The sequence below is a fragment of the Embleya sp. L77 genome (assembly GCF_055557415.1).
The window spans coordinates 1,113,996-1,136,212 of sequence record NZ_CM145709.1 but is presented as its reverse complement, the minus strand read 5'-3'; the positions used below and the strand labels follow the sequence as shown (position 1 = coordinate 1,136,212).

General features: G+C 72.6%; 19 protein-coding genes. 11 read left to right on the top strand and 8 right to left on the bottom strand.

Annotated elements, in window-relative coordinates; all coding sequences use genetic code 11:
* Position 1 precedes the first annotated feature (1 nt).
* Both ACZOOI_RS04520 and ACZOOI_RS04515 read right to left on the bottom strand, forming a co-directional pair.
* Positions 2-2,527 (bottom strand): FtsX-like permease family protein, encoded by a 2,526-nt coding sequence (locus ACZOOI_RS04520; protein WP_465279517.1) that lies wholly within the window; start codon positions 2,525-2,527, stop codon positions 2-4.
* A gap of 285 nt (positions 2,528-2,812) precedes the next feature.
* Positions 2,813-3,739: a helix-turn-helix domain-containing protein gene (locus ACZOOI_RS04515; RefSeq protein WP_465279516.1), complete on the bottom strand. Its 927-nt coding sequence runs from the start codon at positions 3,737-3,739 to the stop codon at positions 2,813-2,815.
* Positions 3,740-3,930: 191 nt separating this feature from the next.
* On the opposite strand from ACZOOI_RS04515, the gene ACZOOI_RS04510 reads away from it, so the two are divergent.
* Both ACZOOI_RS04510 and ACZOOI_RS04505 read left to right on the top strand, forming a co-directional pair.
* Complete coding sequence (locus ACZOOI_RS04510; RefSeq protein WP_465279515.1) at positions 3,931-4,230, top strand: putative quinol monooxygenase; 300 nt, start codon at positions 3,931-3,933, stop codon at positions 4,228-4,230.
* Positions 4,231-4,411: 181 nt separating this feature from the next.
* Positions 4,412-4,990, top strand: a complete 579-nt coding sequence (locus ACZOOI_RS04505) for a cupin domain-containing protein (RefSeq protein ID WP_465279514.1) — start codon at positions 4,412-4,414, stop codon at positions 4,988-4,990.
* A 286-nt stretch (positions 4,991-5,276) separates the two neighbouring features.
* On the opposite strand, the gene ACZOOI_RS04500 is transcribed toward ACZOOI_RS04505, so the two are convergent.
* Positions 5,277-5,939, bottom strand: a complete 663-nt coding sequence (locus tag ACZOOI_RS04500; protein WP_465279513.1) for a response regulator — start codon at positions 5,937-5,939, stop codon at positions 5,277-5,279.
* Positions 5,914-7,086 (bottom strand): sensor histidine kinase, encoded by a 1,173-nt coding sequence (locus tag ACZOOI_RS04495; RefSeq protein WP_465279512.1) that lies wholly within the window; start codon positions 7,084-7,086, stop codon positions 5,914-5,916. The genes ACZOOI_RS04500 and ACZOOI_RS04495 overlap by 26 nt, the downstream gene beginning before the upstream one ends.
* 175 nt (positions 7,087-7,261) lie before the next feature.
* On the opposite strand from ACZOOI_RS04495, the gene ACZOOI_RS04490 reads away from it, so the two are divergent.
* Positions 7,262-9,547 (top strand): MMPL family transporter, encoded by a 2,286-nt coding sequence (locus ACZOOI_RS04490; protein ID WP_465279511.1) that lies wholly within the window; start codon positions 7,262-7,264, stop codon positions 9,545-9,547.
* 293 nt (positions 9,548-9,840) lie between these two features.
* On the opposite strand, the gene ACZOOI_RS04485 is transcribed toward ACZOOI_RS04490, so the two are convergent.
* Positions 9,841-11,805, bottom strand: a complete 1,965-nt coding sequence (locus ACZOOI_RS04485) for a protein kinase domain-containing protein (protein WP_465279510.1) — start codon at positions 11,803-11,805, stop codon at positions 9,841-9,843.
* A gap of 313 nt (positions 11,806-12,118) precedes the next feature.
* On the opposite strand from ACZOOI_RS04485, the gene ACZOOI_RS04480 reads away from it, so the two are divergent.
* From ACZOOI_RS04480 to ACZOOI_RS04455, 6 genes are all read left to right on the top strand, one after another.
* Positions 12,119-12,541 (top strand): TOBE domain-containing protein, encoded by a 423-nt coding sequence (locus tag ACZOOI_RS04480; RefSeq protein WP_465281112.1) that lies wholly within the window; start codon positions 12,119-12,121, stop codon positions 12,539-12,541.
* Positions 12,542-12,565: 24 nt separating this feature from the next.
* Complete coding sequence (gene modA / locus ACZOOI_RS04475) at positions 12,566-13,414, top strand: molybdate ABC transporter substrate-binding protein (protein WP_465279509.1); 849 nt, start codon at positions 12,566-12,568, stop codon at positions 13,412-13,414.
* A 65-nt stretch (positions 13,415-13,479) separates the two neighbouring features.
* Positions 13,480-14,286 carry an ABC transporter permease gene (locus tag ACZOOI_RS04470; protein ID WP_465279508.1) on the top strand — a complete coding sequence of 269 codons (807 nt, stop codon included), beginning with the start codon at positions 13,480-13,482 and terminating at the stop codon, positions 14,284-14,286.
* On the top strand, positions 14,283-15,476 hold the full coding sequence (locus tag ACZOOI_RS04465) for an ABC transporter ATP-binding protein (protein ID WP_465279507.1): 1,194 nt from the start codon (positions 14,283-14,285) through the stop codon (positions 15,474-15,476). The genes ACZOOI_RS04470 and ACZOOI_RS04465 overlap by 4 nt, the downstream gene beginning before the upstream one ends.
* A 93-nt stretch (positions 15,477-15,569) precedes the next feature.
* Complete coding sequence (locus ACZOOI_RS04460) at positions 15,570-16,022, top strand: very short patch repair endonuclease (RefSeq protein WP_391585057.1); 453 nt, start codon at positions 15,570-15,572, stop codon at positions 16,020-16,022.
* A 9-nt stretch (positions 16,023-16,031) separates the two neighbouring features.
* Positions 16,032-17,135 (top strand): DNA cytosine methyltransferase, encoded by a 1,104-nt coding sequence (locus ACZOOI_RS04455; RefSeq protein WP_465279506.1) that lies wholly within the window; start codon positions 16,032-16,034, stop codon positions 17,133-17,135.
* 66 nt (positions 17,136-17,201) lie between these two features.
* Here the strand turns inward: ACZOOI_RS04455 and ACZOOI_RS04450 are convergent, their stop codons facing one another.
* From ACZOOI_RS04450 to ACZOOI_RS04440, 3 genes are all read right to left on the bottom strand, one after another.
* A complete protein-coding gene (locus tag ACZOOI_RS04450) occupies positions 17,202-17,927 on the bottom strand; it encodes a hypothetical protein (protein ID WP_465279505.1) in 726 nt (241 codons plus the stop codon).
* 166 nt (positions 17,928-18,093) lie between these two features.
* On the bottom strand, positions 18,094-19,509 hold the full coding sequence (locus ACZOOI_RS04445; RefSeq protein WP_465279504.1) for a tetratricopeptide repeat protein: 1,416 nt from the start codon (positions 19,507-19,509) through the stop codon (positions 18,094-18,096).
* 250 nt (positions 19,510-19,759) lie between these two features.
* A complete protein-coding gene (locus tag ACZOOI_RS04440) occupies positions 19,760-20,683 on the bottom strand; it encodes an NAD-dependent epimerase/dehydratase family protein (RefSeq protein ID WP_465279503.1) in 924 nt (307 codons plus the stop codon).
* Between the two features lie 118 nt (positions 20,684-20,801).
* On the opposite strand from ACZOOI_RS04440, the gene ACZOOI_RS04435 reads away from it, so the two are divergent.
* Positions 20,802-21,818: a GlxA family transcriptional regulator gene (locus ACZOOI_RS04435; protein ID WP_465279502.1), complete on the top strand. Its 1,017-nt coding sequence runs from the start codon at positions 20,802-20,804 to the stop codon at positions 21,816-21,818.
* Complete coding sequence (locus ACZOOI_RS04430; RefSeq protein WP_465279501.1) at positions 21,815-22,162, top strand: hypothetical protein; 348 nt, start codon at positions 21,815-21,817, stop codon at positions 22,160-22,162. The genes ACZOOI_RS04435 and ACZOOI_RS04430 overlap by 4 nt, the downstream gene beginning before the upstream one ends.
* The last annotated feature ends 55 nt before the right edge of the window (positions 22,163-22,217 follow it).

Below are 22,217 nucleotides of genomic sequence, written 5' to 3'. Positions count from 1 at the left end.
CTCACTCGGTCCCGAGTGCGCCGAGCACCGACATGCGCGCCGCCCGCCGGGCCGGCCAGGCCGCCGCGAGCACGCCGACGCCGATCGCGCCGAGCACGAACAGGGCGATCCGCGACCACGGGACCGTCGCGCCGAGCGGTACGTTGCCCAGGTCGATGCCGCGGACCGCCAGGACGCCCACCGCGACGCCCAGGCCGACCCCGAGCAGGGCCCCGAACAGCGAGATCAGCGCCGCCTCCAGCCGGATCAGGTCGCGCACCCGGCGGGTGTCCAGGCCGATCGCGCGCAACAGACCGATCTCGCGGGTGCGTTCGAGCACGGACATCGCGAGCGTGTTGACGATGCCGATGACCGCGATCAGGACGGCCATGCCGAGCAGACCGTAGACGATGTTCAGGAGCAGGTCGATGCCGGCCGCGAGACCCCGACGCAACTCGCCCTTGGACTGCACACGCAGCGCCGGATCGGCGCCGAACGCCTCGTCCAGGGTGTCTCGCAGCGCCTTGGCCTCGCCGGGCAGGCTGCGGACGAACACCTGGCGGCCGACCGGGCGTTCCAGGTGCGGGTCGAGTGTGCGGGTGGAGACCAGGTAGGGCGTCACGATCGGGTTGCCCCGGTAGATGCCGCCGACGCGCAGGGTGCCCGAGACCCCGTCGGGAAACGTCACGGGTACGGTCGAGCCGACCTGCAGCCCGCGTGCCCGCGCCTCGATCCGCTCCACCAGCAGGTCGGTGGCCAGCGCCTCGGGGCCGCCCTCGACGAAGTCGAACCGCATCACCTGCGGGCCCGCGATCGGATCCAGGGCGGCCAGTTCGCGTTCGCCGCCGGCGATCTCCGCGGTGGCCGCGCGGTACACGCTCGCGGCGGCGACGTGCGGGAGGCGACCGATGTGCTCGACGGTCGCGGGCGCGATCGGGTCGCGCAGCGTGGTGGACACCGCGTAGTCGGCGGTCAGCCCGCGGGCCGCCGCGTGGTCGAGGCTGTCCCGCAGCGAGGCGCCGATCACGGTCAGTCCGGTGACCAGGAACAGGCCGATCATCAGGGCCGACGCGGTTGCCGCGGTACGGCGCGGATCGCGCAGCGCGTTGCGGCTCGCAAGCCGGCCGGTCACGCCGAACACCCGGGTGAGCGGGCGGGCGAGCATGCCGATCACGGCCACGGACAGCAGCGGGATCAGCATCAGCACGCCGGTGACCGCCACCACCCCGCACACCACGATCAGCACGGACTTGGCGTCGCCGTCGGGCGCGGTTCGCACGGTCGCGTATCCGCCGCCGATGCCCAACACGATCAGGAGCAGGCCGAGCAGATTGCGGCGCAGCAGTCCGGCCGGGCCGGGCAGGTGCGCCCGGAGCGCGGCCATCGGGGGGATCCGGGCCACCTTGCGGGTGGGCAGCCAGGCGGCGGCGACGGTGACGCCCACACCCACGAGGAGGGACCACAGGATGGTGGCGGGCCGCACCACCAGTGGGCCGCGCGGCGGTTCGGCGTCGGTGCCGCGGAGCAGGGCGAGCAGTCCGGCGGCCAGCGCGATGCCCAGGAGGAGGCCGAGCAGCGCGCCGATCAGGCCGGTGGCCAGTGCCTCCAGGCGCACCGAGTTGGTGACCTGGCGCCGGGTCGCGCCGACCGCGCGCAGCAGCGCGAGTTCGCGGGTGCGCCGGCCGATCAGCATCGTGAAGGTGTTGGTGATGATGAACGTGCCGACGAACAGCGCGATGCCGGCGAACACGAGCAGTCCGGTGGCCAGTCCGGCGGTGCCGGCGGCGGCCAGGTCGCGGCGCTCGGTGGTGAGTTCGGCGCCGGTGACCGCCTCGGCACCGGCGGGCACCAGGGCGCGCACGGCCTGGGTCAGTGCGGCGACGGGCGTGTTCGGCGGGGTGGAGACGGTGATCAGGTCGTAGGCGCCGGGGGCGGCGAACAGGCGCTGCGCGGTGGCGGTGTCGAACAGGGTGAGGGTGGCGCCGAGCCGGATCCGGGCGTCGTCGGCGTGCACGGTGCCGACGAGGGTGGCGTCCAGGGTGCCGCCGCCGGCGACCACGCGCAGCCGGTCGCCGACCCGGTAGCCGGCCTCGCGGGCGCCCGCGTCGTCGAGGGCGACCTCGCCGGCGGTGGTCGGCGCGCGGCCCGAGGTCACCCGGTACAGCGGATCGGAGCCGTCCGGGCCGGGCGCGTGGTTGGTGCCGACCGCCTCCTCGACCCGGCCGACCAGGTGCCCGGCCCGGTCGACGACGACGGCGGGTCCGGAGACCGAGCCGCGTACGTCCCCGGCGCCGGGCAGCGCACGCAGCCGATCCATCAGCCGAGCGTCCAGCGCGGGCCGGTCGGGCGTGTCCCGGTCGGGGTCGGCCCGAATGCCGACGGCGACACCGGCGAAGTCGTCGGCCGCGGCCGACGCGGAAGCCTCGGTGATGCTGTCCTTGAGGGTGAGCACACCGGCCACGAACGCGACACCGAAGACGATCGCGAGCACGGTCAGGGCCAGCCGCGTGCGCTGCGCGGCGAGGGTGCGAAGGGCGTTCTTGAGCATGGGCGACGTCCTGAGGGCGGCAGATGTTCCGCGACCGACACCGGTCCGGCCGCACCACCCTCGCGTGGGCCCGCCTTCGACCGATACGGCCGGGCGAAGGTCGCCGGCTTCGTCGATCGGGCGAAGCCCGGTCCGATCGGACCGGGGCAATCAACGAAGGGAGCACCTGGGGTCGGGTGGGTGCGTTCCTGGGCTGACCGGACCCCGTGCCGGCCTGCCGACCTGCCGATCTGCCGGATTCACGCCCGCGCACGTGCTACCGGCCGCCGCCGGCGAATGCGAATGTCACCGGTCTCCGGGTTCGAGCTCACGGTCTGCCTGGTCTGCCTGGTCTGCCCCGTCTGCCCGGTCTGCCCGGGTGTCGGCCGCGGGCCGGATCGGGGCGGCGGTGAGGGCGGTCAGCAGGCGGAGGGTGGTGGCGGACTCGGAGCCGGGAGGCGCGGTGTAGATCATCATGGTCATGTCCGGGTCGTCCGGAGCCCGCATCGCGACGTAGTCGAGCGCGAGTTCGCCGAGTTGAGGGTGGACGAACCGCTTGCGGCCACGGGTCTTGCCGCGGACGCTGTGGTCGGCCCACAGACGGCGGAAGTCGGCGCTGCCCAGAGAGAGTTCGCCGACCAGGGCGGCCAGTAGCGGATCGTCGGGGTGGCGGCCGGCGTCGAGGCGGAGGTTGGCGACCGTGTCGCGGGCCTTGGTCTCCCAGTCCGGGTAGAGGTCCTTGGCCGCGTCGTCGAGGAAGACCAGGCGAGCCATGTTCCGCTCGGCCGGCGGGATCGCGGCGAAGTCGGCGATCAGGGTTCGGGCCGGTTCGTTCCAGCCCAGGATGTCCAGGCGTCGCCCGATGATGTAGGCGGGGGTGTCGGCCAGAGCGGCCAGGGCCTGGCGCAGTTCGGGGGCGACCTGCTGCGGGCGGGCGGGCCGCCTGCGGGATCCGGCGGGCTTGGCGAGGTTGTGCAGGTGGGCGCGCTCGTCGGCGTCGAGGCGCAGCGCGCCGGCCACGGCGTTGAGGACCTCCGGGGACACGTTGCGGGCTCGGCCCTGTTCGAGACGGGTGTAGTAGTCGACGCTCACGCCGGCCAGCAGGGCCAACTCCTCGCGGCGCAGGCCCGGGACGCGGCGCTGACCGCCGAAGTTGCCCGCGCCGACGTCCTCCGGACGCAACCGGGCCCGCCGGGCCTTGAGGAATTCGCTGAGCTGCTGTGCACGATCCATGCCCCAAGTGTCCGACACGGCCCGGCGGCCCTGTCTTGTTCTGCCTTGTTCTGCCTGGTTCTGCCGGACCCAGGCACGGGGAACCGGGGTGGAACAGCCCTCTGGGTGGTGCCGGTTCGGGCGCGCAGGATGTACCGCGTCAGCCGGTCCACACCGGCACCGAGCAACACCGGAAACCAGGAGTCGGAAGCATGTCGAACACCCTCACCCTCATTGCCGGCTTCACCGCCAAGCCGGGCCGGGAAGAACGGTTGCGCACCGAACTCGACGCGATGATCGCGCCGTCCCTGGCCGAGGAGGGCTGCATCGCCTACCAGCCGTACGTCGACCCCGAGCGCGCCGACCGCATGATCATCGTCGAGGAGTGGACGGACAGCGCGGCCCTGGAGCACCACTTCACCCTGCCCCACTTCAAGCACATCGCCCGAGTCCTCGACGAAATCCTCGCCGAGCCCTTCACCCTGCGCCGCCTCACCGACGCCCCGGCCTGAACGACACCCCGGCCGGGCGCCATTCGCCCCCGGCCACCGGAGTTCGCGGGGTGCGCGCGGCAGGCTTTGCCGAACGGTCGACCACTTCCCCGTCCCGGCCGGATAGTTTCCAAGCCATCCATCGATCTCGTGTGCGGGCCCGTTCGGCATGACCGACCGGGTCCGGGAGGAGGGGTGTGCCATGAATGCGGTCAACCTTGCGGAGATTGCGGCCGGCCTGCCGCAGGCGTGGAGTTCTCGCACGCTGGGCACGGTGGGGGCGGCCTGCGTGAAGGTACTGCGCATGGACGAGATGCCGGTGCGGGAGGAGAGTCACACGGCCACCGAGGCTTTGCTGGTGCTCGACGGCCGGCTGGAGATGAAGGTGGCCGGCAAGCCGGTGTCGGTACGGGCGGGCGAGCTGTTCATGATGCCGGCGCGAACTCCCCACACCGTCCTCCCGGGAAGCCGCGGCACGCTGGTGATCGTGGACGATCTGACCTCGGCCAACATGATCATCCGTCCCGACGGGCGGCTGTCCGTCGTGGACTGGGGACAGGTGGCCCTCGGTCCGAGGTGGGCGGAGGTCGGCTTTCTCGGCGCAGCCCTCCTGCGCGAAGGCCACAACCTCGGCGAGGTGCGTCGTTGGATGTGGCGATTCCCGGAATGGCGTCGCACGTCGCCGACTGCCCGCCGTGCGCTCGCCGAAGCGATGGTCGGCCATGCCTCCGGCCGGGACACGTGGTGGACCAGCCTGGTCGAGCCGCCCATCGCGGGCTGACCGCGAGCGGGAGGTCGCCACGCACGCCGTTGGGGCGCGTATCGAGTCGTGATCATCGGGTGGTCCTGGTGGGGTCCTTGATCCGGATCATCGAGTCGTGCAGGTGGAGACTGGCGAGGTGGCTGTCGGGAGTCTCGTCGTATCGGGTGTCTCACCGTCCCAGTTCCGGCCTCCGGCCTCCTGGTACGTCACGCTCTGGGGCGGGTGAGGCGCGTGGAGCCGACGTGAGCCGACCGGTGCACTGATGTCCGGGCGGGGACTCATGGGACATGGCCCGGCACCCGGCTCAGGGTCCGGGGAGGATACGGCGCGTTTCGTAGGCCCACATCGCGATCTCGACCCGGTTGCGGGCGCCGAGTTTGGCCATCAGGCTGGCCAGGTGCGTCTTCACCGTGCTGAGGCTGATGTGCAGTGCATCGGCGATCTCGGTGTTGGTCAGCCCGCGAGCGACGGCGAGGAGCACCTGCTCCTCGCGGGCGGTGACGGGGGAGACCGGCTGGGCCGCGGGCCGGCCGGCGGGCAGGTCCGCGAATGCCTGGAGCAGACGGACGGTGACGCTGGGCGCAATGAGCGCCTCACCGCCGGACGCCGACCGTACGGCCTGGGCCAGAAGGTCCGGTCCCGTGTCCTTGAGGAGGAATCCGCGGGCGCCGGCACGCAGCGCGCCGTAGACGTACTCGTCGAGGTCGAAAGTGGTGATGACGACCACGGCCGGCGGGTCGGCGACGCCCGGGCCGGCGACCAAGCGGGTGGCCTCGAGCCCGTCGATCACGGGCATGCGGATGTCGAACAGGCAGACGTCGGGGCGCAGTTCGCGGGCCAGACGTACCGCTTCCCGTCCGTCGGCGGCCTCGCCGACCACCTCGATGCCGGGCTGGGCGTTCAGCATGATCCGCAGCCCGGTGCGGATGATGGCCTGGTCGTCAGCGACGAGGACGCGGATAAGCACCGCTCTTGGTCCTCCCTTTCGGCAGCTCGGCTTCGACATGCCAGCCCTGGTCGGCGCCGGGGCCGGCTTGTAGTTTGCCGCCGAGCAGGGCAGCGCGCTCACGCAGTCCGGCAAGTCCGTATCCGGCACGGCCTCGGCCGATGCGGTGGCCGTTGTCGCGCACGCTCACCCGTACCGTGTGCCGTTCCGCGGTGACCCGGACGACGACCTCGGTCGCGTCGACCGCATGGCGCATGGCGTTGGTCACCGACTCCTGCACAATGCGGTAGACGGCCGCGTCCACGGCCGGGGGCAGCGTTTCCAGTTCGCCGTCGAGCCCCAGGTCGACCCTGAGGCGACCACCCGGGGTGCGCACCAGGCGCTCCAGATCCGCGACACCGGCAGGCGGCGCCAGCTCGGCGCCGGCCCCGCGGTTGCGCAGCGTGGCGACCATGGCTCGCATTTCCTCCAGCGTGCGCGCCCCTTCCTCCTCGACCCCCTCCAGCGCCTCGACGGCGGCGGACGGGTCGGTGCCCGCGAGCACCTGGCCCGCCTGGGCGCGGATCACGATGGCCGAAACGTGGTGGGCCACCGTGTCGTGCAGTTCCCGGGCGAGCTGCTCACGCTCGCGGGAGCGCACCTGCTCCAACTGCCGCTCGCGACCGGTCACCCGGAACCGCACGGCCGCCCCGATCAAGCCGGGCAGTGACAGGAAGACAAAGCCCCCGACCTGTTCGGCGGCCGGGGTTTCGTACGTGACGGTACACAGCGCGAAGGCCGTGAGGATCACCGCGCTGCCCAGCACGATCTCCCGTCCCGATCCCCACCGGAGCAGCGCATACACCAGCACGAGCACGACCGCGCCGGTGTCCAGGCCGACGGGCTCGCGCGTTGCGGCGACCAGCGAGGCCAGCTGGAGCAGGATCACCGAGCCGAACGCCAGCGTGATCATCGCCAGTGGGCGAGTCCGGCGCCACAGGGGCAGCAGGCACAGCCATACGGCGAACACCACCGCCACCGGCCGCCACACGACGTTCTCGCGCAGGGTGGCCTCCAGCGCCACAGCGCCCAGGCCCGCGGCGAGCAGCATCCAGTCCCGCCACATCCGGGCGGGCGCGTCGGGCGGTCGGGGTTCGGTCCACAGGGTTCGCAGGTCGTCTGGCAGCACGGTTCTCAGCCTAGGGGCCGCGCCGTGCCGCGCATCGGCCGAAAGGACGGGGCGTCACCCCGCCCTGGGGCCGACGGATCCGCGGCCCGCGAGCCGATGCCGCAAAGCGCCGTGGCGACGAACCTCGGCATCGGCGGCCGTACAAGGACGGCCGCCGAGGTGGTTGGAGGAACCGATGCTCTCGAAAGCCCTGTTGCGCCTGGGCGCAAGCGCCGCCCACCATCCCTGGCGGGTGATCGCGGCATGGCTGATTGCCGCCACGCTTGCCGTCCTCGCCGCGATCGCCATCGGCGGGCGGACCGCGGACTCGATGACCGCTCCGGGACTGGACTCCCAACGGGCCGCGCAACTGATCGAGCGGGCCGGCACCGGCCAGGAGGGGATGACCGCCCAAGTGGTCGTCACCCCCCTCGACGGCGGTGTGACGTTCTTCGACCACGGCAGCGCGCGCACCGCTCTCACGCGGCTGCAGACCGAGGTGCGGCGGCTGCCGCACGTGCTCGGCACGAGCGACCCGGCGGGGGCACTCGACGCAGGCGGGGACACCACCGTGCGCGGCAGCCTTGTCTCGGCCGACGGGCGGATCGCGGTCGTCCGGGTGCAGTACCCCGACCAGAGCCGGCTGTCGGCCGAAGACCTCGACGCCCTCGTCGATCTCGGCGACCGGTTGCGCGCCGAACTGCCGCTGCGCATCGAGATGGGCGGGAACCTCTTCTACGCCTTCTCCGACCCCGACGGCGGCGCAAGCGAGCTGATCGGCATCCTCGCCGCGGCCGCGATCCTGTTCCTGGCGTTCGGTTCGCTCGTCGCCGCCGCGCTGCCGATCGGCATGGCGGTCTTCGGGCTGACCGTCGGGGTTGCCGCGATGACGGTACTGGCGGGGGTGACGGACGTCCCGACCTTCGCCCCTGTCCTGGGCAGCATGGTCGGGCTCGGAGTGGGCATCGACTACGCGCTGTTCGTGCTCGCCAGGCACCGGGAGTACCTCGCGCGCGGGCTCGATCCCCGCGAGGCGGCGGGGCGAGCGGTGGCCACGGCGGGGAGGCCCGTGGTCTTCGCCGGCGGCACCGTCGTCGTATCGATCCTCGGCATGGCGGTCGCGAACGTACCGTTCATGACGGTGGGCGGGCTCGCCGTCTCGATCGTCGTCCTGACCATGGTGCTCGCGTCGGTGACGCTGCTGCCGGCCTTCCTCGGCGCCGCCGGCCCACGCCTGGCCCGGGCCGGCCGGATCGGCCGGGCTCTGCAGACCATGAAGCCGGGCCGACTCGCACGGCGGCGGGACGCGGCGGCAGGCGCCGCCCACGCCGCCGGGTGGCGTCGCTGGATCGGGCACGTCAGCCGGCACCCGGTGCCTTACGCGGTCGGCGCGACGGGGCTGCTGCTGACCGCGACGCTGCCCGTGCTCGGCCTGCGCGTCGGCCTGCCCGACGACGGCTCACTGCCCCACAGCCGTACCGAGCGCCGGGCCTACGACCTCGTCGCCGAGGGGTTCGGCCCCGGCACCAACGGTCCCCTCGTCATCGCCGCGGACCCCACCGGTGATCCGGGAGTGCTGGACCGACTCGTCGCAACGGTCGCGGCGGATCCGGGCATCGCATCCGTCGCGCCGACGCACATCGATCGGGCCACCGGCATCGCGACCCTCGTGGTGTTCCCGACCACCAGCCCTCAGGACAAGGCCACGGCCGACACCATCGCCCGGCTGCGCACCGACGTGCTGCCCACGGCGATCGGGCACGGCCCGGCCAGGGCCCACATCGGCGGCGCCACCGCGAGCCTGTCCGATGTGGGCCAACGCACCAGCGAACGCCTGCCGCTGTTCGTCGCCGCCGTGCTGGCGATGTCGTTCCTGCTGCTGATGCTGGTCTTCCGCTCGATACTCGTACCGCTCAAGGCGGTACTGCTGAATCTGCTGAGCATCGGCGCGGCCTACGGCATCATGGTCGCGGTCTTCCAGTGGGGCTGGGGAGGCGCGCTCATCGGGCTGGAAGCGACGGTTCCGATCGTGTCGTTCATCCCGATGTTCCTCTTCGCCATCCTGTTCGGCCTGTCGATGGACTACGAGGTGTTCCTCCTCTCCCGCGTACGCGAGGAGTACCTGCGCACCGGCGACAACCGCACGGCGATCGTCGAGGGCGTCTCGGGCACCGCCCGGATCATCACCTCGGCCGCCCTCATCATGGTGGCGGTCTTCCTGTCCTTCGCCGTCGCCGAGGACCCCTCCATCAAAATGTTCGGGCTCGGCCTGGCCACCGCGATCTTCATCGACGCCACGGTCGTACGCATGGTGCTGGTACCGGCGACCATGACACTCCTCGGCCGGACCAACTGGTGGCTGCCGAAGTGGCTGGACCGGATGCTTCCCCGCGGCCCGGTCGGCACCGACGACATCGACGCGGAATCCACGGGTGAGGCCCCGCGTCCACGGCTGGTTGACCGTTCTTCAGGACGGGGATGAACTGCGGGCTGTCCGCTGCCGGGCCTGTGGTCAGGATGAACGCCGGCGGGCGGCACGTGCGGTCGGCGGCGAGGTGAACCTTGCTGGTCTGCCCGCCTCTGGAACGTCCGAGGAGGGCGGCCTGGCCCGGTGTGCGCAGAGGTGGGCCGCGTCCGTGGGTGGCCTCGGACGAACTCTGGTCCCTGTTTGCGCCGTTACTGCCCGGAAGGACGCGACGACCGACACGAAGCCCTTCTCGGCATCGCCATCCGCCTCATCACCCGCCGCCACGTGACGGCATTTGTCGGGGACCTTCAAGACGGACCGGTGCCGGGAACCGCATCGAGCGCGTACACGTTCTTGTCACCGCTGCCGATATACACCACCCCGCCCGCTACCACCGGGTCCGAGCTGGTGAAGGCCCCGATGGAGTATTCCCACTTCTTTGCACCGGTGGCAGCATCGAGCGCGTATACCTTCTTGTCATTGCTGGGGACATAGACGACTCCGTTCACAACCGCCGGCGACCGCCAGACCATCCCTCCGGTGGTGTAGGCCCACTTCTTTGCACCGGTGGCAGCGTCGAGCGCGTACACGTTCATGTCGGCGCTGCCGACGTACACCACCCCGCCCACGACGACCGGCGAAGAGGCGACCTTATTGCCGGTGGCATAGGCCCACTTCTTGGTTCCTGTGGCGGCGTCGAGCGCGTACACGTTCGTGTCGGCGCTGCCGACATACACCACCCCGCCCACCACCACAGGCGACGAGAAGACCTCGGCGCCTGTCGCGTAGGCCCACTTCCTGGCGCCGGTGGCCGCATCGACCGCATACACGTTCTTGTCGACGCTGCCGACGTACACCACCCCGTCCACCACCGCCGGAACCGAGCTGATCTCGGCCCCGGTGGCGTAGGCCCACTTCTTGGCTCCCGTGGCCGCGTCCAGCGCGTACACGTTCTTGTTCCGGCAGCCGATGTACACCACCCCGCCGACCACCACAGGCGACGAATCGACCTCGGCCCCGGTGGCATAGCCCCACTTCTTGGTTCCTGTGGCGGCGTCGAGCGCGTACACGTTCTTGTCGCGGCTGCCGACGTACACCACTCCGTTCACCACCGCCGGCGAGGAGTCGACCTCGGCCGCGGTGGAGTAGGACCAGCGCACCGTGGTGTCGGTGCGGGCCACCGCGGGCGGGGACGACGGGACCCGGTCGCCGGCGGTGCGCTGCGGCTCTCGCCGGTCGTCGGGCGAGTCGATCAGTTCGAGAACGCCGCTGATGCCCAGAGCGGTGACCGCGCCGCCGCCGACAAGCCACAGAAGGCGGCGGCGCGTGGGGGCCGGGGCTTTGGATGGGGTGCCGCCGTCACCACTGCGCGGTGTGCCGCTTGCGGCGGGCTTCCGGTCGAGGCCGATGGTCGGCGCGTCGCCGATCGGATTCGCTCCTCGGACCAAGCGCCGGGTCTCGGCAGCCGGGGCGAGGTCGACGGCGGCGCGCAGAAGTCGGTGTACCTCGTCGGCGGTGTCGGGTCGGTCCCGGGGGTCCTTGGCGAGCAACGCGAGGACGAGGTCGTCGAGTTCGGTGGGTACGCCGTGGCGGAGTTCGCCGGGTCTCGTGGGCGTCCTCCGCAGGTGGGCGTTCATCATCGAGACCGGGCCGGAGGCGTGGAACGGCACGCTGCCGGTGAGGAGTTCGTGCAGCACGCAGCCGAGCGAGTACAGGTCCGAGCGGGCATCCCCGGGCTGCTCGTCGAAGCGCTCGGGCGGCATGTAGGCGAGGGTGCCCATCACCTTGCTGGACCGGTTCGTGGACTCCACGAACCGGGCTATCCCGAAGTCCAGGATCTTGACCTGGTCCTCGACAGTGAGCATCAGATTCGCCGGCTTCAGGTCCCGGTGGACGATCCCCGCGGTGTGCGCCCGGGCCAGCGCCGCGGCGGCCTGCGCCGCCCACCCCGCAGCGGTGCCCACCGAAGGAGGCCCCTCCTTGTCGAGCACCGCGGCCAGGTCGCGGCCCTCGACGAACTCCATCACCAGGAACAGCGAACCGTCGCCCTCGTCCTGGCCGAGGTCGTACACGGTGACCACACCCGGGTGGTGCAGCGCCCCCGCCGTACGCGCCTCGCGGAAGAACAACGCGGCACCGGAGGCGTCGGCCTTCGCGTGCGGGAGCAACTTGACCGCGACCCGCCGCTCGATCAGCCGGTCCCGCCCCTCCCAGACCTCCCCCATGCCGCCTCGCCCGACGAACCGGACCAGCTCGTACCGACCGGCCAACACCCGCACACGCAACCCCCCGTTGCCACGCCCGAAGCCGACCCGGACTCTCCGCTCGGGAATGGTACGACCCCGGTGAACACCAAGGTCGCCTGATGGGCCGGAGTGTGGCACTCAGGCCGGACACGACCGCCGACACGTCCGACGCTGCGACCTCGCAGGATGTGCGTGTGTATCGAATTTGCGAGGGCTGTGGCCAGCGAGTGCTCGCATCTGCAAGGATGGTTATCCGCATGTGGCGGCTTCTGCCGGCGTGTGTGGGTGTCGGCTCCGCTCTGTGGGGGAGGCGCTCGTGGCTAGGATCCCGGCCGTGAACATGTTCGGGATCGGTGATGCGGCGGCTCTGCTCGGGGTGAGTGCGGACACGGTGCGGCGGTGGGTGGACTCGGGTCGGCTCGACGCGCGGCGGGACGAGAACGGTCGGCGGGTGGTGGAGGGTGCGGCGCTCGCCGCGTTCGCCCGGTCGGCGGCGGCCGGCGACGCCCGCGCGGACAGCGAGCGGCTCGGCTGGTCGTCGGCGCGCAACCGCTTCCGCGGCATCGTCACCGACGTCCGCAAGGACACGGTGATGGCCCAGGTCGAGATCCAGGCCGGGCCCTACCGGGTGGTCTCGCTGATGAGCGCCGAGGCCGCGGACGAACTCGGCCTCGCGGTCGGGGTGCTCGCCACGGCAGTGGTGAAGTCGACGAATGTCATGGTGGAGCGGACCGAGGGCGCGCGCGAGCACTCCCTCGATTAGCGGGGAGTGCACACGATGGGCGCAATGGGCACGGTGCGGGCCGGACGTGCGATCTCGGCCGCGCTGCTCGCGGGGGCGTTGATCGCCCTCGCCGGATGCGGCAGCGACGACAAGGACAGGGACGACACGAAGGTCTCCAGGGGCACGCCGGCGGCCGGCGCCGAGGCGTCCGCATCCGCCGGCGACGGCAAGCAGCTCAAGGGCACCGTCAACGTGTTCGCCGCGGCCTCGCTGACCGAGACGTTCAGCGCGCTGGGCAAGCAGTTCGAGGCCGCGCACCCGAGCGTCACGGTCAAGTTCAACTACCTCGGCAGCTCGGCGCTGGCCGCGAGCATCAACCAGGGTGCGCCCGCCGACGTATTCGCCTCGGCCGACGAGAAGAACATGAAGCTCGTCACCGACGCCAAGAACGCCCACGGCACGCCCACCGCGTTCGCCAAGAACACGTTGCAGATCGCGGTCGCGCCGGGCAACCCGAAGAACATCAAGTCGCTCGCCGATCTCAAGCAGGGCGGCCTCAAGGTCGCCCAGTGCGCCCCGCAGGTCCCGTGCGGCGCCGCCGCCAGGACCGCCCTCGACGCGGCCGGCGTCAAGTTCGCCCCCGCGACGCTCGAACAGGACGTCAAGGCGGCCCTGACCAAGCTCACCCTCGGCGAGGTGGACGCCGCACTCGTCTACCGCACCGACGTCAAGGCGGCCGGCGCCAAGGCGGTCGGCCTGGACTTCCCCGAATCCGCGCAGGCGGTCAACACGTACCCGATCGTCCCGCTCGCCAAGGCGCCCAACGCCGACGCGGCCAAGGCGTTCGTGGCCTTCATCCTGTCCGAGCCCGGCCGTACGGCCCTGACGGCGGCGGGCTTCCAGGCACCGTGATCGAACCTCCCCGAGCCTCCCGCCGCCCACGAGACGTACGCACGCCGGGCGTACGCACGCGGGCCATGCGCACGCGAGCCGAACGCCCCCGGCGCGCCGGCGCCCCGTTGGCCCTGCTCGTGCCCGGCCTGATCGGCCTGGTGTTCCTGGTGCTGCCGCTGGTCGGGCTGCTGGTCCGGGCGCCGTGGAGCGACCTGGGGAGTCAGCTCGGCAGTACCGAGGTCCGCGAGGCGCTCAAGCTCTCGGTGTTCACCGCGACCGTGGCCACCGGCATCGTGCTGGTCCTGGGCGTACCGCTGGCCTGGCTGCTGGCCCGGACCGACTTTCCCGGCCGCCGGCTGGTCCGGGCGCTGGTCACACTTCCGCTGGTGTTGCCGCCCGTGGTCGGCGGCGTCGCGCTGCTTCTGGTGCTCGGCCGCAAGGGCATCGTGGGCGAGTGGCTGGACGACACGTTCGGCTACACGCTGCCGTTCACCACGACCGGCGTGATCGTGGCCGAGGCGTTCGTGGCGATGCCGTTCCTGGTGATCAGCGTCGAGGGCGCGCTGCGGGCGGCCGACCCGCGCTACGAGGAGGCCGCCGCGACGCTGGGCGCCTCCCGCTGGACCGCCTTCCGCCGGGTCACCCTGCCGCTGATCGCGCCCGGCGTGGCGGCCGGCGCGGTACTCGCGTGGGCTCGCGCGCTCGGCGAGTTCGGCGCGACCATCACCTTCGCCGGCAACTTCCCGGGCAAGACCCAGACCATGCCGCTCGCCGTATACCTGGCCCTGGAAACCGACCCGGAGGCGGCGATCGTGCTCTCCCTCGTGTTGTTGGCGGTGTCCGTGCTGATCCTGGCCGGCCTGCGCGAGCGCTGGATGACCACCTCGTGACCGGCGCACACGAGCCGAACGCCGCGCACCGGGCGACGGGCCGCGCCGAGGCGGGCCCGGACCAGGCGACCGGTCCGGACCACGCGACCACCCGCCACGAGCCGACCGCCCCCGAGCAGCCCACCACCCGCGCCGCCGGCCTCGACGCCCACCTCGTCGTCGCCCGCGACGCGTTCCGCCTGGACGTGCACCTGACCGCCGAGCCCGGCGAGGTGCTCGCCCTGCTCGGCCCCAACGGCGCCGGCAAGAGCACCGCCCTGCGCGCCCTGGCCGGCCTCACCCCCCTCGGCGCCGGCCACACCCGGCTGGCCGGCGTCGACCTGGAGGACCCCGAACGGCGGCTGTACACACCACCCGAGCGGCGCCCGGTGGGCGTGGTCTTCCAGGACTACCTGCTCTTCCCACACCTGTCCGCGCTGGAGAACGTCGCCTTCGGCCCGCGCTGCCAGGGCGTGGGCCGACGCGAGGCGCGGAGCCTGGCGGCGGACTGGCTGGACCGGGTCGGCCTGGCCGAACACGCGGGCGCCAAACCCGGTCGGCTCTCCGGCGGACAGGCCCAGCGGGTCGCGCTCGCCCGCGCGCTGGCCACCCATCCGCGGCTGCTGCTCCTGGACGAGCCGTTGGCCGCGCTGGACGCGCGCACCCGGGTGGCCGTGCGGGCGACGCTGCGTCGGCACCTGGCCGACTTCGACGGGGTCGCGGTGGTGATCACCCACGACCCGCTGGACGCGATGGTGCTGGCCGACCGGCTCACCGTGATCGAGGCGGGCCGCGCGGTCCAGACCGGTACGCCGGCCGAGGTGGCCCGCCATCCGCGCACCGACTACGTGGCGCGCCTGGTGGGCCTGAACCTGTACCGCGGCACCACCTCGGCCGGCGGCGTAGACCTGGCCGCCGGGCAGCGCCTGGTGGTGGCCGAACTTCCGGACGCCGCCGAGGTGTTCGTGGCCTTCCCGCCGGCCGCGGTGACGCTGTACCGGACCCGCCCGGACGGCAGCCCGCGCAACCTTTGGCAGGTCGAGGTGGAGGGCATGGAACCGCACGGCGACACCGTCCGGGTCGAACTGACCGGCCCGGTGCCGCTGCTCGCCGACGTCACACCGCTTGCCGTCGCCGAACTCGAACTCGCGCCGGGCAAGCCGATCTGGGCCGCGGTCAAGGCGACGGAGGCGCGAGCGTACCCGGCCTGAGCCCCGCACTCGGCACGGCGAGCCGCCCCGCGCGCTGTCCCCGGCGCGGCGCGCCGGCCGTCCCCGGGCGCGATGACAGTGCGACCGTGCACCATGGTGTCCGTGACGAGCCTGACCACCACGGAAGCGACCCGCGCGCGGATGAGTCGCCAGCGCAGCAAGGACACCGGCGTCGAGGTCGCGTTGCGGCGTCTGCTGCACGCCATGGGCCTGCGCTACCGCGTGCATCGCCGCCCGCTCAAGGGCATCCGCCGCGAGGCGGATGTCGTGTTCGGACCGACCAAGGTCGCCGTCTACGTCGACGGCTGCTTCTGGCACGGCTGCCCGCAACACGCGACCTGGCCCAAGCGCAACGCCGAGTTCTGGAAGGCCAAGATCGAGGGAAACCGCACTCGCGACGCGGACACCGACCGACGGATGGCCGAGGCCGGCTGGCTCGTCGTCCGGGTCTGGGAGCACGAGGACGCGGTCACCGCGGCGGCCAGGGTTCGGGATGCCGTGATCGCGAGGCGCACGGCCGGCCAAGTGCTGCGGCCGCAGCACTAACCTGTCCGCATGGCACGACCCATCACCATGATCGACCTGTTCGCGGGCTGCGGTGGAATGACGTCCGGATTCGCCGCCGCGAAGGGCTTTCGGCCGGTCATGGCGGTCGAGTGGAATCTGCACGCGGCCGCGACCTACGCCGCCAACTTCGGTGAGGCGCACATGCGCTGGGGCGACATCGCGGAGATCCCGGACAGGGACATCCCGCCCGCCGACCTGATCATCGGCGGCCCGCCCTGCCAGGGCTTCTCCAATCTGGGCAGCCGCAACGTCGAGGACCCGCGCAACAAGCTCTGGAAGGAATACCTGCGCTTCGTGCGCCGGGCCAGGCCCAAGGTGTTCGTGATCGAGAACGTGGACCGCTTCCAGAAGTCCGCCGAGTTCGCGCTGTTGCTCGCCGAGGCGCAGCCCGGCGGCCTCCTGGAGGGGTACGTGCTCACCGACGCGCTGCTCCCGGCGGTGGACTACGGCGTTCCGCAGCGCCGCAAGCGGGCGATCGTGATCGGCTCCCGGATCGGTGGGATCGCCGTCCCGGAGCCGACCCACGGTCCGGGCCTGTCGCGGCGTTGGAACACCGTCCGGGACGCGATCGAGCACCTGCCGCGCGTGCCCGGGACGACCAGCCTGCCCGCCTCCAGGACCGAGTTCTTCGGGCGTACGGTGCCCGGCGTGTTCAAGGAGGCCGACCTGCACCTGGCCCGCACGCCGATCGAGCGCTCGCTGCTGCGCTACGACTGTGTCCCGCCCGGTGGCGGCCGGTTCGACCTGCCGGACCACCTGCTGCCGGACTGCTGGCGGAACAAGAAGTCCGGCACGACGGACGTGATGGGCCGGATGCGCTGGGACCATCCGTCGCTGACCATCCGGACCGAGTTCTACAAGCCGGAGAAGGGCCAGTACCTGCACCCGCAGTGGAACCCGGACGACCCGACCGACCGGGTCAACCGCCCGATCACGCATCGCGAGGCGGCCCGGCTCCAGTCGTTCCCGGAGACCTTCGTGTGGTGCGGCTCCAAGACCGAGATCGCCCGGCAGATCGGCAACGCGGTGCCACCGCGGCTCGCGGAGGCGATCGCCCGCCACCTGAAGCCGCGGTTGCAGGCGGCGGGGTAGGGCGGGAACACACGGTAGGGCGAGAGCCCGGAGCAGCGTGCGCGGGCCGCCCCCGCCGGCCGAGGCTCAGGTGCTCGGGGCACCTTCGGCGCCGGCCTCGCCTTGGCCCGAGGCGTCGCCCGCGCCCGGATCGGCGTCGGCCGCCTCCGCGTCCAGGCCGTACATCCGAGGCGGCAGCTGCTGCTCCGCCCAATCCAGGTCGGCGTCCAGGTCGAGCCAGATCCGGTCCCGGCGGTCGGCGGGCGCGTCGAGGTGGATCGCCACCCACGTGAAGATGCCGCACACGGTGGCCCGGTCCCGGTCCGGCGCGGCGATCTGGGCGGCGAACCAGACGGACACGCCGGCGCGGGTGGGGATCAGGTACTGCTCGTCGTCCGGGGCCGGTCGGCCGGTGGTGGCGCAGCGCGGCGGTTCGAGGATCTTCATCCAGGTCAGCACCGCGCCGGGGGCCTGGTCCTCGAAGCACTCGGTGACCGACTCGCGGATCGCGCCGGCCGGGTCGTCGCCAAGCCAGCCGAACCACGCGTCGTCCTCGACCAGCTTGGCGAAGTCGTCCTGCGGCGGCCCGTGCCGCGGGTTCTCCCGGTACTCGCCGGTCAGCAGTCCGTCCGGGCCGACCACCCACGCGCCGCGGATCGCCTCACCGGGGACGTAGCCGTTGGGATCGTCGGCGAACGCCGGGTCGATCTCGGCGACCGACCCGCCCGGGCTCTGGGCGGCCGCGGCCGGCAGTCCCGGATCGTCCGGAATCCGGCGTCGCGCTCCGGAGCCGGTCGCCCGGGACTCACCCATGTGTGTCACTCTCCCGTGTCGCCGATGCGGTCGATGTCGTCGCGGGTCCATCGGCCCGGGCCCGTGACGAGTGCGCAATTCTCGCGCATGCGACGCGGGCGCTCTCGGCCGACCCGCGGCGGGGCCGCGTACTGGGCCGCGGGTCGATCCACCGGCGCCGGTCGGGTCAGCGGCCCCAGGCGACGGTGATCGCGGCGGTGTGTTCGGCGGCGCGCTCGCGGGCGTCGGCGGCCTCCGCCGGCCGGCCCAGGGCGTCGGCCAGGCGAGCGCGGCCGAGCCAGTTGTACGGGCTGGTCGGGCGCACGTTGATCCGTTCGCTGAGCAGTGTCCGGGCCAGGTCGTGCCGGTCGGCCCGCAGCGCCGCCTCGACCAGGGTCTGCTGGATCGCGTCACGCTGGGCGTGGCTGCCGCCGAACGTGTTCAGGCGGTGCCGGATCGGGAGGAGGATGTCGACGGTGTCGGCGTACCGTCCCTGCTCGAAGGCCACCAGCGCCCGACAGACCGGCAGGCCGACCTCCGCGGTCATCGTGTGGTTGGCCACGCGCGGATGCGGCTCGGCGAGCCAGGTCTCGCGGTCGCGGACCACCGCCTGCGCGGCGGCGATCCGGCCGGCGCCGAGGTAGGCCATCACGGCGTGGGTGTCGTTGAACGCGTAGTACGGGCCGTCCGCCCGGGCCGCCCACGCGTCGGCGACCCGATTCCAGCGCTCGACCTGCGGGTCGCCCGCGAGGTGGATGCGCCACAACAGGGCCGAGGCGTCCAGGAGTTCCATGGCCAGGCCGGCGGACTTGTCGTGGTGCAGCACCGCGTCGTGGACGGCCAGCGCGCGGTCGATCGCGCCGGCCTCGATCGAGAACAGGCCGTAGTGCCACCAGTTGTGCACGTTCAGGTAGTTGCCGCTCGTCCAGTCGGCGGTGCGGGCGTCGAGGAAGCGGATGCCCTCGGCGAACCGGCCCTGCATCTCGTACGTGTGCACCACCGCGTGGATCGCCCACACATCGCGCGGATTCGCCGCCACGGCGGCCAGCCCGGCCTGTTCGGAGCGCGCGTAGTGGCCGGCCTCCTCCAGGCCGAACGCGGCCATGCCCAGCACCGGCCCGTAGTGCGGATCGTCCCGATCCCACGCGCTCAGCACGCCGCCGACCCGGTCGCGCAGCCGGAGGGCGTCGCCGGTGAGGAAGTCGATCTGATGGCCGACCGACAGCGCGAGCGCGTCCCGGGGATACGCCACGACCACCTCGTGCAGGATGTCGCCGGCCCGGTGGATGTCGCCCGCCAACCACGCGTCCGCGGCCCGCATGTGCGCCACCTCGCGGGCGCCGACCCTGGTCGGGGTGGGCACGAAGGCGGCGTGGCGTGCACGCGCGGCGGCGGCGTCGACCGACTCGGTGCCCAGCAGGCCGAGATAGGCCGCGAACACGTTGGCCATCGGTGCCCCCGGGTCGGCCGACAGCATCGCCTCGACCTCGGTACTCACCTCCGGCCGGAAGAACAGCAGCGCGTCGAGCGCACGTTCGTAGTGCCGGATCGCCTCCGGGCCCATCCCGGACACTTCGAGCCCGTGCCGATCCACCGTGCTCATCGCGGGGTCCTTCCGTCGCGCCGTTCGCCGTGGATCAAAGATGGCACGACGGGGCCCGCGGCCGGGCCTCGACGGGCCACCGTGGCCGCCGCGACCGGCGCCGGGAAGCCGGACCGGGCTGATTGGGACGACCGGCCCACCGGGCCGACCGGGCCGACCGCGATACGGCGCGGGCCCCTCCGGCGCCGCCCCACCCGCGTGCGGCACGGCGATACGGCGCGTCGCGGATCGCCGTGCGTGCGCCGACGTCCTACCCGCGTGCCGCCGCGAACTCCGCCAATGCGGTGTCCAAGGGCGTGGCCGTCACGTCCAGGGTCTTCGTGGTGAACGTCGCGTCGAGGGTGGAGCCGCCTTCGGCGAGGTAGAGCATCTCCTCGACCTCGGCCATGATCGAATTCTCCCGGCCGATCGTGCGCACCTCCTCGGCCGTCATCCGGGTCAGCCGCGGAACGGGCGAGCCGGTGAGTTCGGCGAGGCGGGTGGTGACGGCGCGGGTGGAACCGATCGACGAGGGTACGTGCCACGCCCGGCCCCACGTCTCGGTGGAGCGTGCCGCCGCGACCAGCGTGCGGGCCACGTCGCCGATGTAGGACCAGCTCCGCGGTGCGTCCGGGTCGCCGGGGAGCGCGGCGGGGGTGCCGGCGAGCACGTGCGGTACGACCAGGAAGTTGTACAGCGAGGCCGCGTCCGCACCCAGGAAGTCGCTCGCGCGGACCTCGGTGACCCGGGCCCGCCCCGCGTCGTGCGCGGCGAGCGCCTCCGTCCACATCGCCGCCCGCACGCGGCCCTTGACGGTGGTCGGCGCCATCGGCAGGTCCTCGGTCATCGGTCCGTCCACCGGGCCGTAGCCGTACACGTTGCCGAGCATCACATAGCTCGTCCCCGTCCGCTCCGCCGCCGTGAGCAGCGCCGCGGCCAGCGGCGGCCAATCGGTGGGCCAGCGGTCGTAGGCCGGCATCGCGCAGTTGAACAACGTCCGTGCGCCCTGCGTGAGTTCGACCAGGCGGGCGGCGTCGGTCGCGTCGGCGGCGATGCGTTCGATCAGCGGATGCTCGGGGCCGGTGCCGCGGCGGGTGACGATCCGGACCCGCTCGCCGGACTCGGCGAGCAGCAGCGCGGTGGCCGAGCCGGTGGCGCCGGCACCGACCACGACGTGGAAGACGGAGGAGGACATGTTCGCTCCAGGAGGGGGAGATGGGGAGGAAGGGCGTCCGAAGGGGACTGATCACCCTCCCGCCCGCGCCCGGTCGTACGGTAGCGGCCGGAATGCCAAACATCCGGAGGTTCGGGCCATGCATCGAATAGCCGTGGTGGCCGTGCCGCCGGTGACCACGTTCGACCTGTCCATCCCGGAACTGGTGCTCGGCGCGGTCGATGTGGTCGACGGGGTGGCCGGCTACCGGGTCCGGGTGTGTACCGCCGAGCCCGGCGCCGTGGTCGGCACCGGCAGCCTGGACATCGTGGTGCCGCACGGCCTGGACGCGATGGACGACGCCGACACGGTGATCGTCACCGGTACCGGCGCCCGGGCGGACGCGGACCCGCGCATCCTTGCCGCGCTGCGTGCCGCCGCGGCGGCGGGAAAGCGGGTGGCCTCGATTTGCACCGGCGCGTTCGTGTTGGCGCAGGCGGGCCTGCTGGACGGGCGCGCGGCCACCACGTACTGGACGATGACCGAGGAGTTCCGCCGCCGCTTCCCGGCCGTGCACCTGCGGCCGGACGTGCTGTACGTCGAGGACGGGCCGATCCTGACCTCCGCCGGCCTGTCCGCCGGGATCGACCTGTGCCTGCACCTGATCCGGACCGACTACGGCGCGGCCACCGCCAACATCGTCGCGCGCCTGGTCGTCGCGGCACCGGTACGCCCTGGCGGCCAGGCCCAGTTCATCGAATCGCCGCTGCCCCCGGAAAGCGGCGTATCGCTCGCCGACACCCGCGCCTGGGCGCTGGCCCGACTCGACGAACCGCTGACCCTGGCCGACCTCGCCGCGCACGCGAACACCAGCGTGCGCACCCTGACCCGACGCTTCCACGCCGAGACGAGCCTCAGCCCGCTGCAATGGCTGCTCCACCAACGGGTGGACCGCGCCCGGGAGTTGCTGGAGACGACCGACCTGTCGATGGAACTGGTCGCCCACCACAGCGGCATCGGCACCACCGACTCGCTGCGCAAACACCTCGTGCGCCGCACCGGCCTGACCCCCAGCGGCTACCGCGCGGCATTCACCCGGATCCCGGCCGACACCGGCGTGCCCCGCCGCTTCCGCGCCCTTCCCGCCGACAGCGGATCGCCGACACGGAGTTCGTGATCGACGGTGGCGTGCGGACGACCACACCCCGCGACACGCCCTCGGGCACCGGTCTCGGCGTGGCCGACTACGACGCCGCCGACCTGGCCTGGTTCCGCGCGCTCCCGACGCCGGTGTTCCTCGGCCGCGACCAGCCCGGCGCCGGTGCGGATGCGACGCCCGGGGCGGGGCAGTGGCTACGGCCGGTGTGGTCACCCGGGCCCGAAGCCGACGCGGCGCCCGACGCGGGGTCCGATGCCGGCCCGTACCACTCGCCGAACGCGCCCGCTTCGCCTCGACCGAGGCGCTCTCGGGCCCGCCGCCTGCTGCACCGGTTGCGACTGCGATCCCCGTCCGGCGACTGACCGACGAACCGCAGCGAGCCGCCCGACGGCGTTCCCGCCGACCAGGGTCGTCGGG

Coding starts and splice junctions, on each gene's coding strand:
- ACZOOI_RS04520 (WP_465279517.1), bottom strand. CDS start 2,527: ATGCTCAAGAACGCCCTTCGCACCCTCGCCGCGCAGCGCACGCGGCTG.
- ACZOOI_RS04515 (WP_465279516.1), bottom strand. CDS start 3,739: ATGGATCGTGCACAGCAGCTCAGCGAATTCCTCAAGGCCCGGCGGGCC.
- ACZOOI_RS04510 (WP_465279515.1), top strand. CDS start 3,931: ATGTCGAACACCCTCACCCTCATTGCCGGCTTCACCGCCAAGCCGGGC.
- ACZOOI_RS04505 (WP_465279514.1), top strand. CDS start 4,412: ATGAATGCGGTCAACCTTGCGGAGATTGCGGCCGGCCTGCCGCAGGCG.
- ACZOOI_RS04490 (WP_465279511.1), top strand. CDS start 7,262: ATGCTCTCGAAAGCCCTGTTGCGCCTGGGCGCAAGCGCCGCCCACCAT.
- ACZOOI_RS04480 (WP_465281112.1), top strand. CDS start 12,119: ATGTTCGGGATCGGTGATGCGGCGGCTCTGCTCGGGGTGAGTGCGGAC.
- modA (WP_465279509.1), top strand. CDS start 12,566: ATGGGCACGGTGCGGGCCGGACGTGCGATCTCGGCCGCGCTGCTCGCG.
- ACZOOI_RS04470 (WP_465279508.1), top strand. CDS start 13,480: ATGCGCACGCGAGCCGAACGCCCCCGGCGCGCCGGCGCCCCGTTGGCC.
- ACZOOI_RS04460 (WP_391585057.1), top strand. CDS start 15,570: ATGGTGTCCGTGACGAGCCTGACCACCACGGAAGCGACCCGCGCGCGG.
- ACZOOI_RS04455 (WP_465279506.1), top strand. CDS start 16,032: ATGGCACGACCCATCACCATGATCGACCTGTTCGCGGGCTGCGGTGGA.
- ACZOOI_RS04450 (WP_465279505.1), bottom strand. CDS start 17,927: ATGGGTGAGTCCCGGGCGACCGGCTCCGGAGCGCGACGCCGGATTCCG.
- ACZOOI_RS04445 (WP_465279504.1), bottom strand. CDS start 19,509: ATGAGCACGGTGGATCGGCACGGGCTCGAAGTGTCCGGGATGGGCCCG.
- ACZOOI_RS04440 (WP_465279503.1), bottom strand. CDS start 20,683: ATGTCCTCCTCCGTCTTCCACGTCGTGGTCGGTGCCGGCGCCACCGGC.
- ACZOOI_RS04435 (WP_465279502.1), top strand. CDS start 20,802: ATGCATCGAATAGCCGTGGTGGCCGTGCCGCCGGTGACCACGTTCGAC.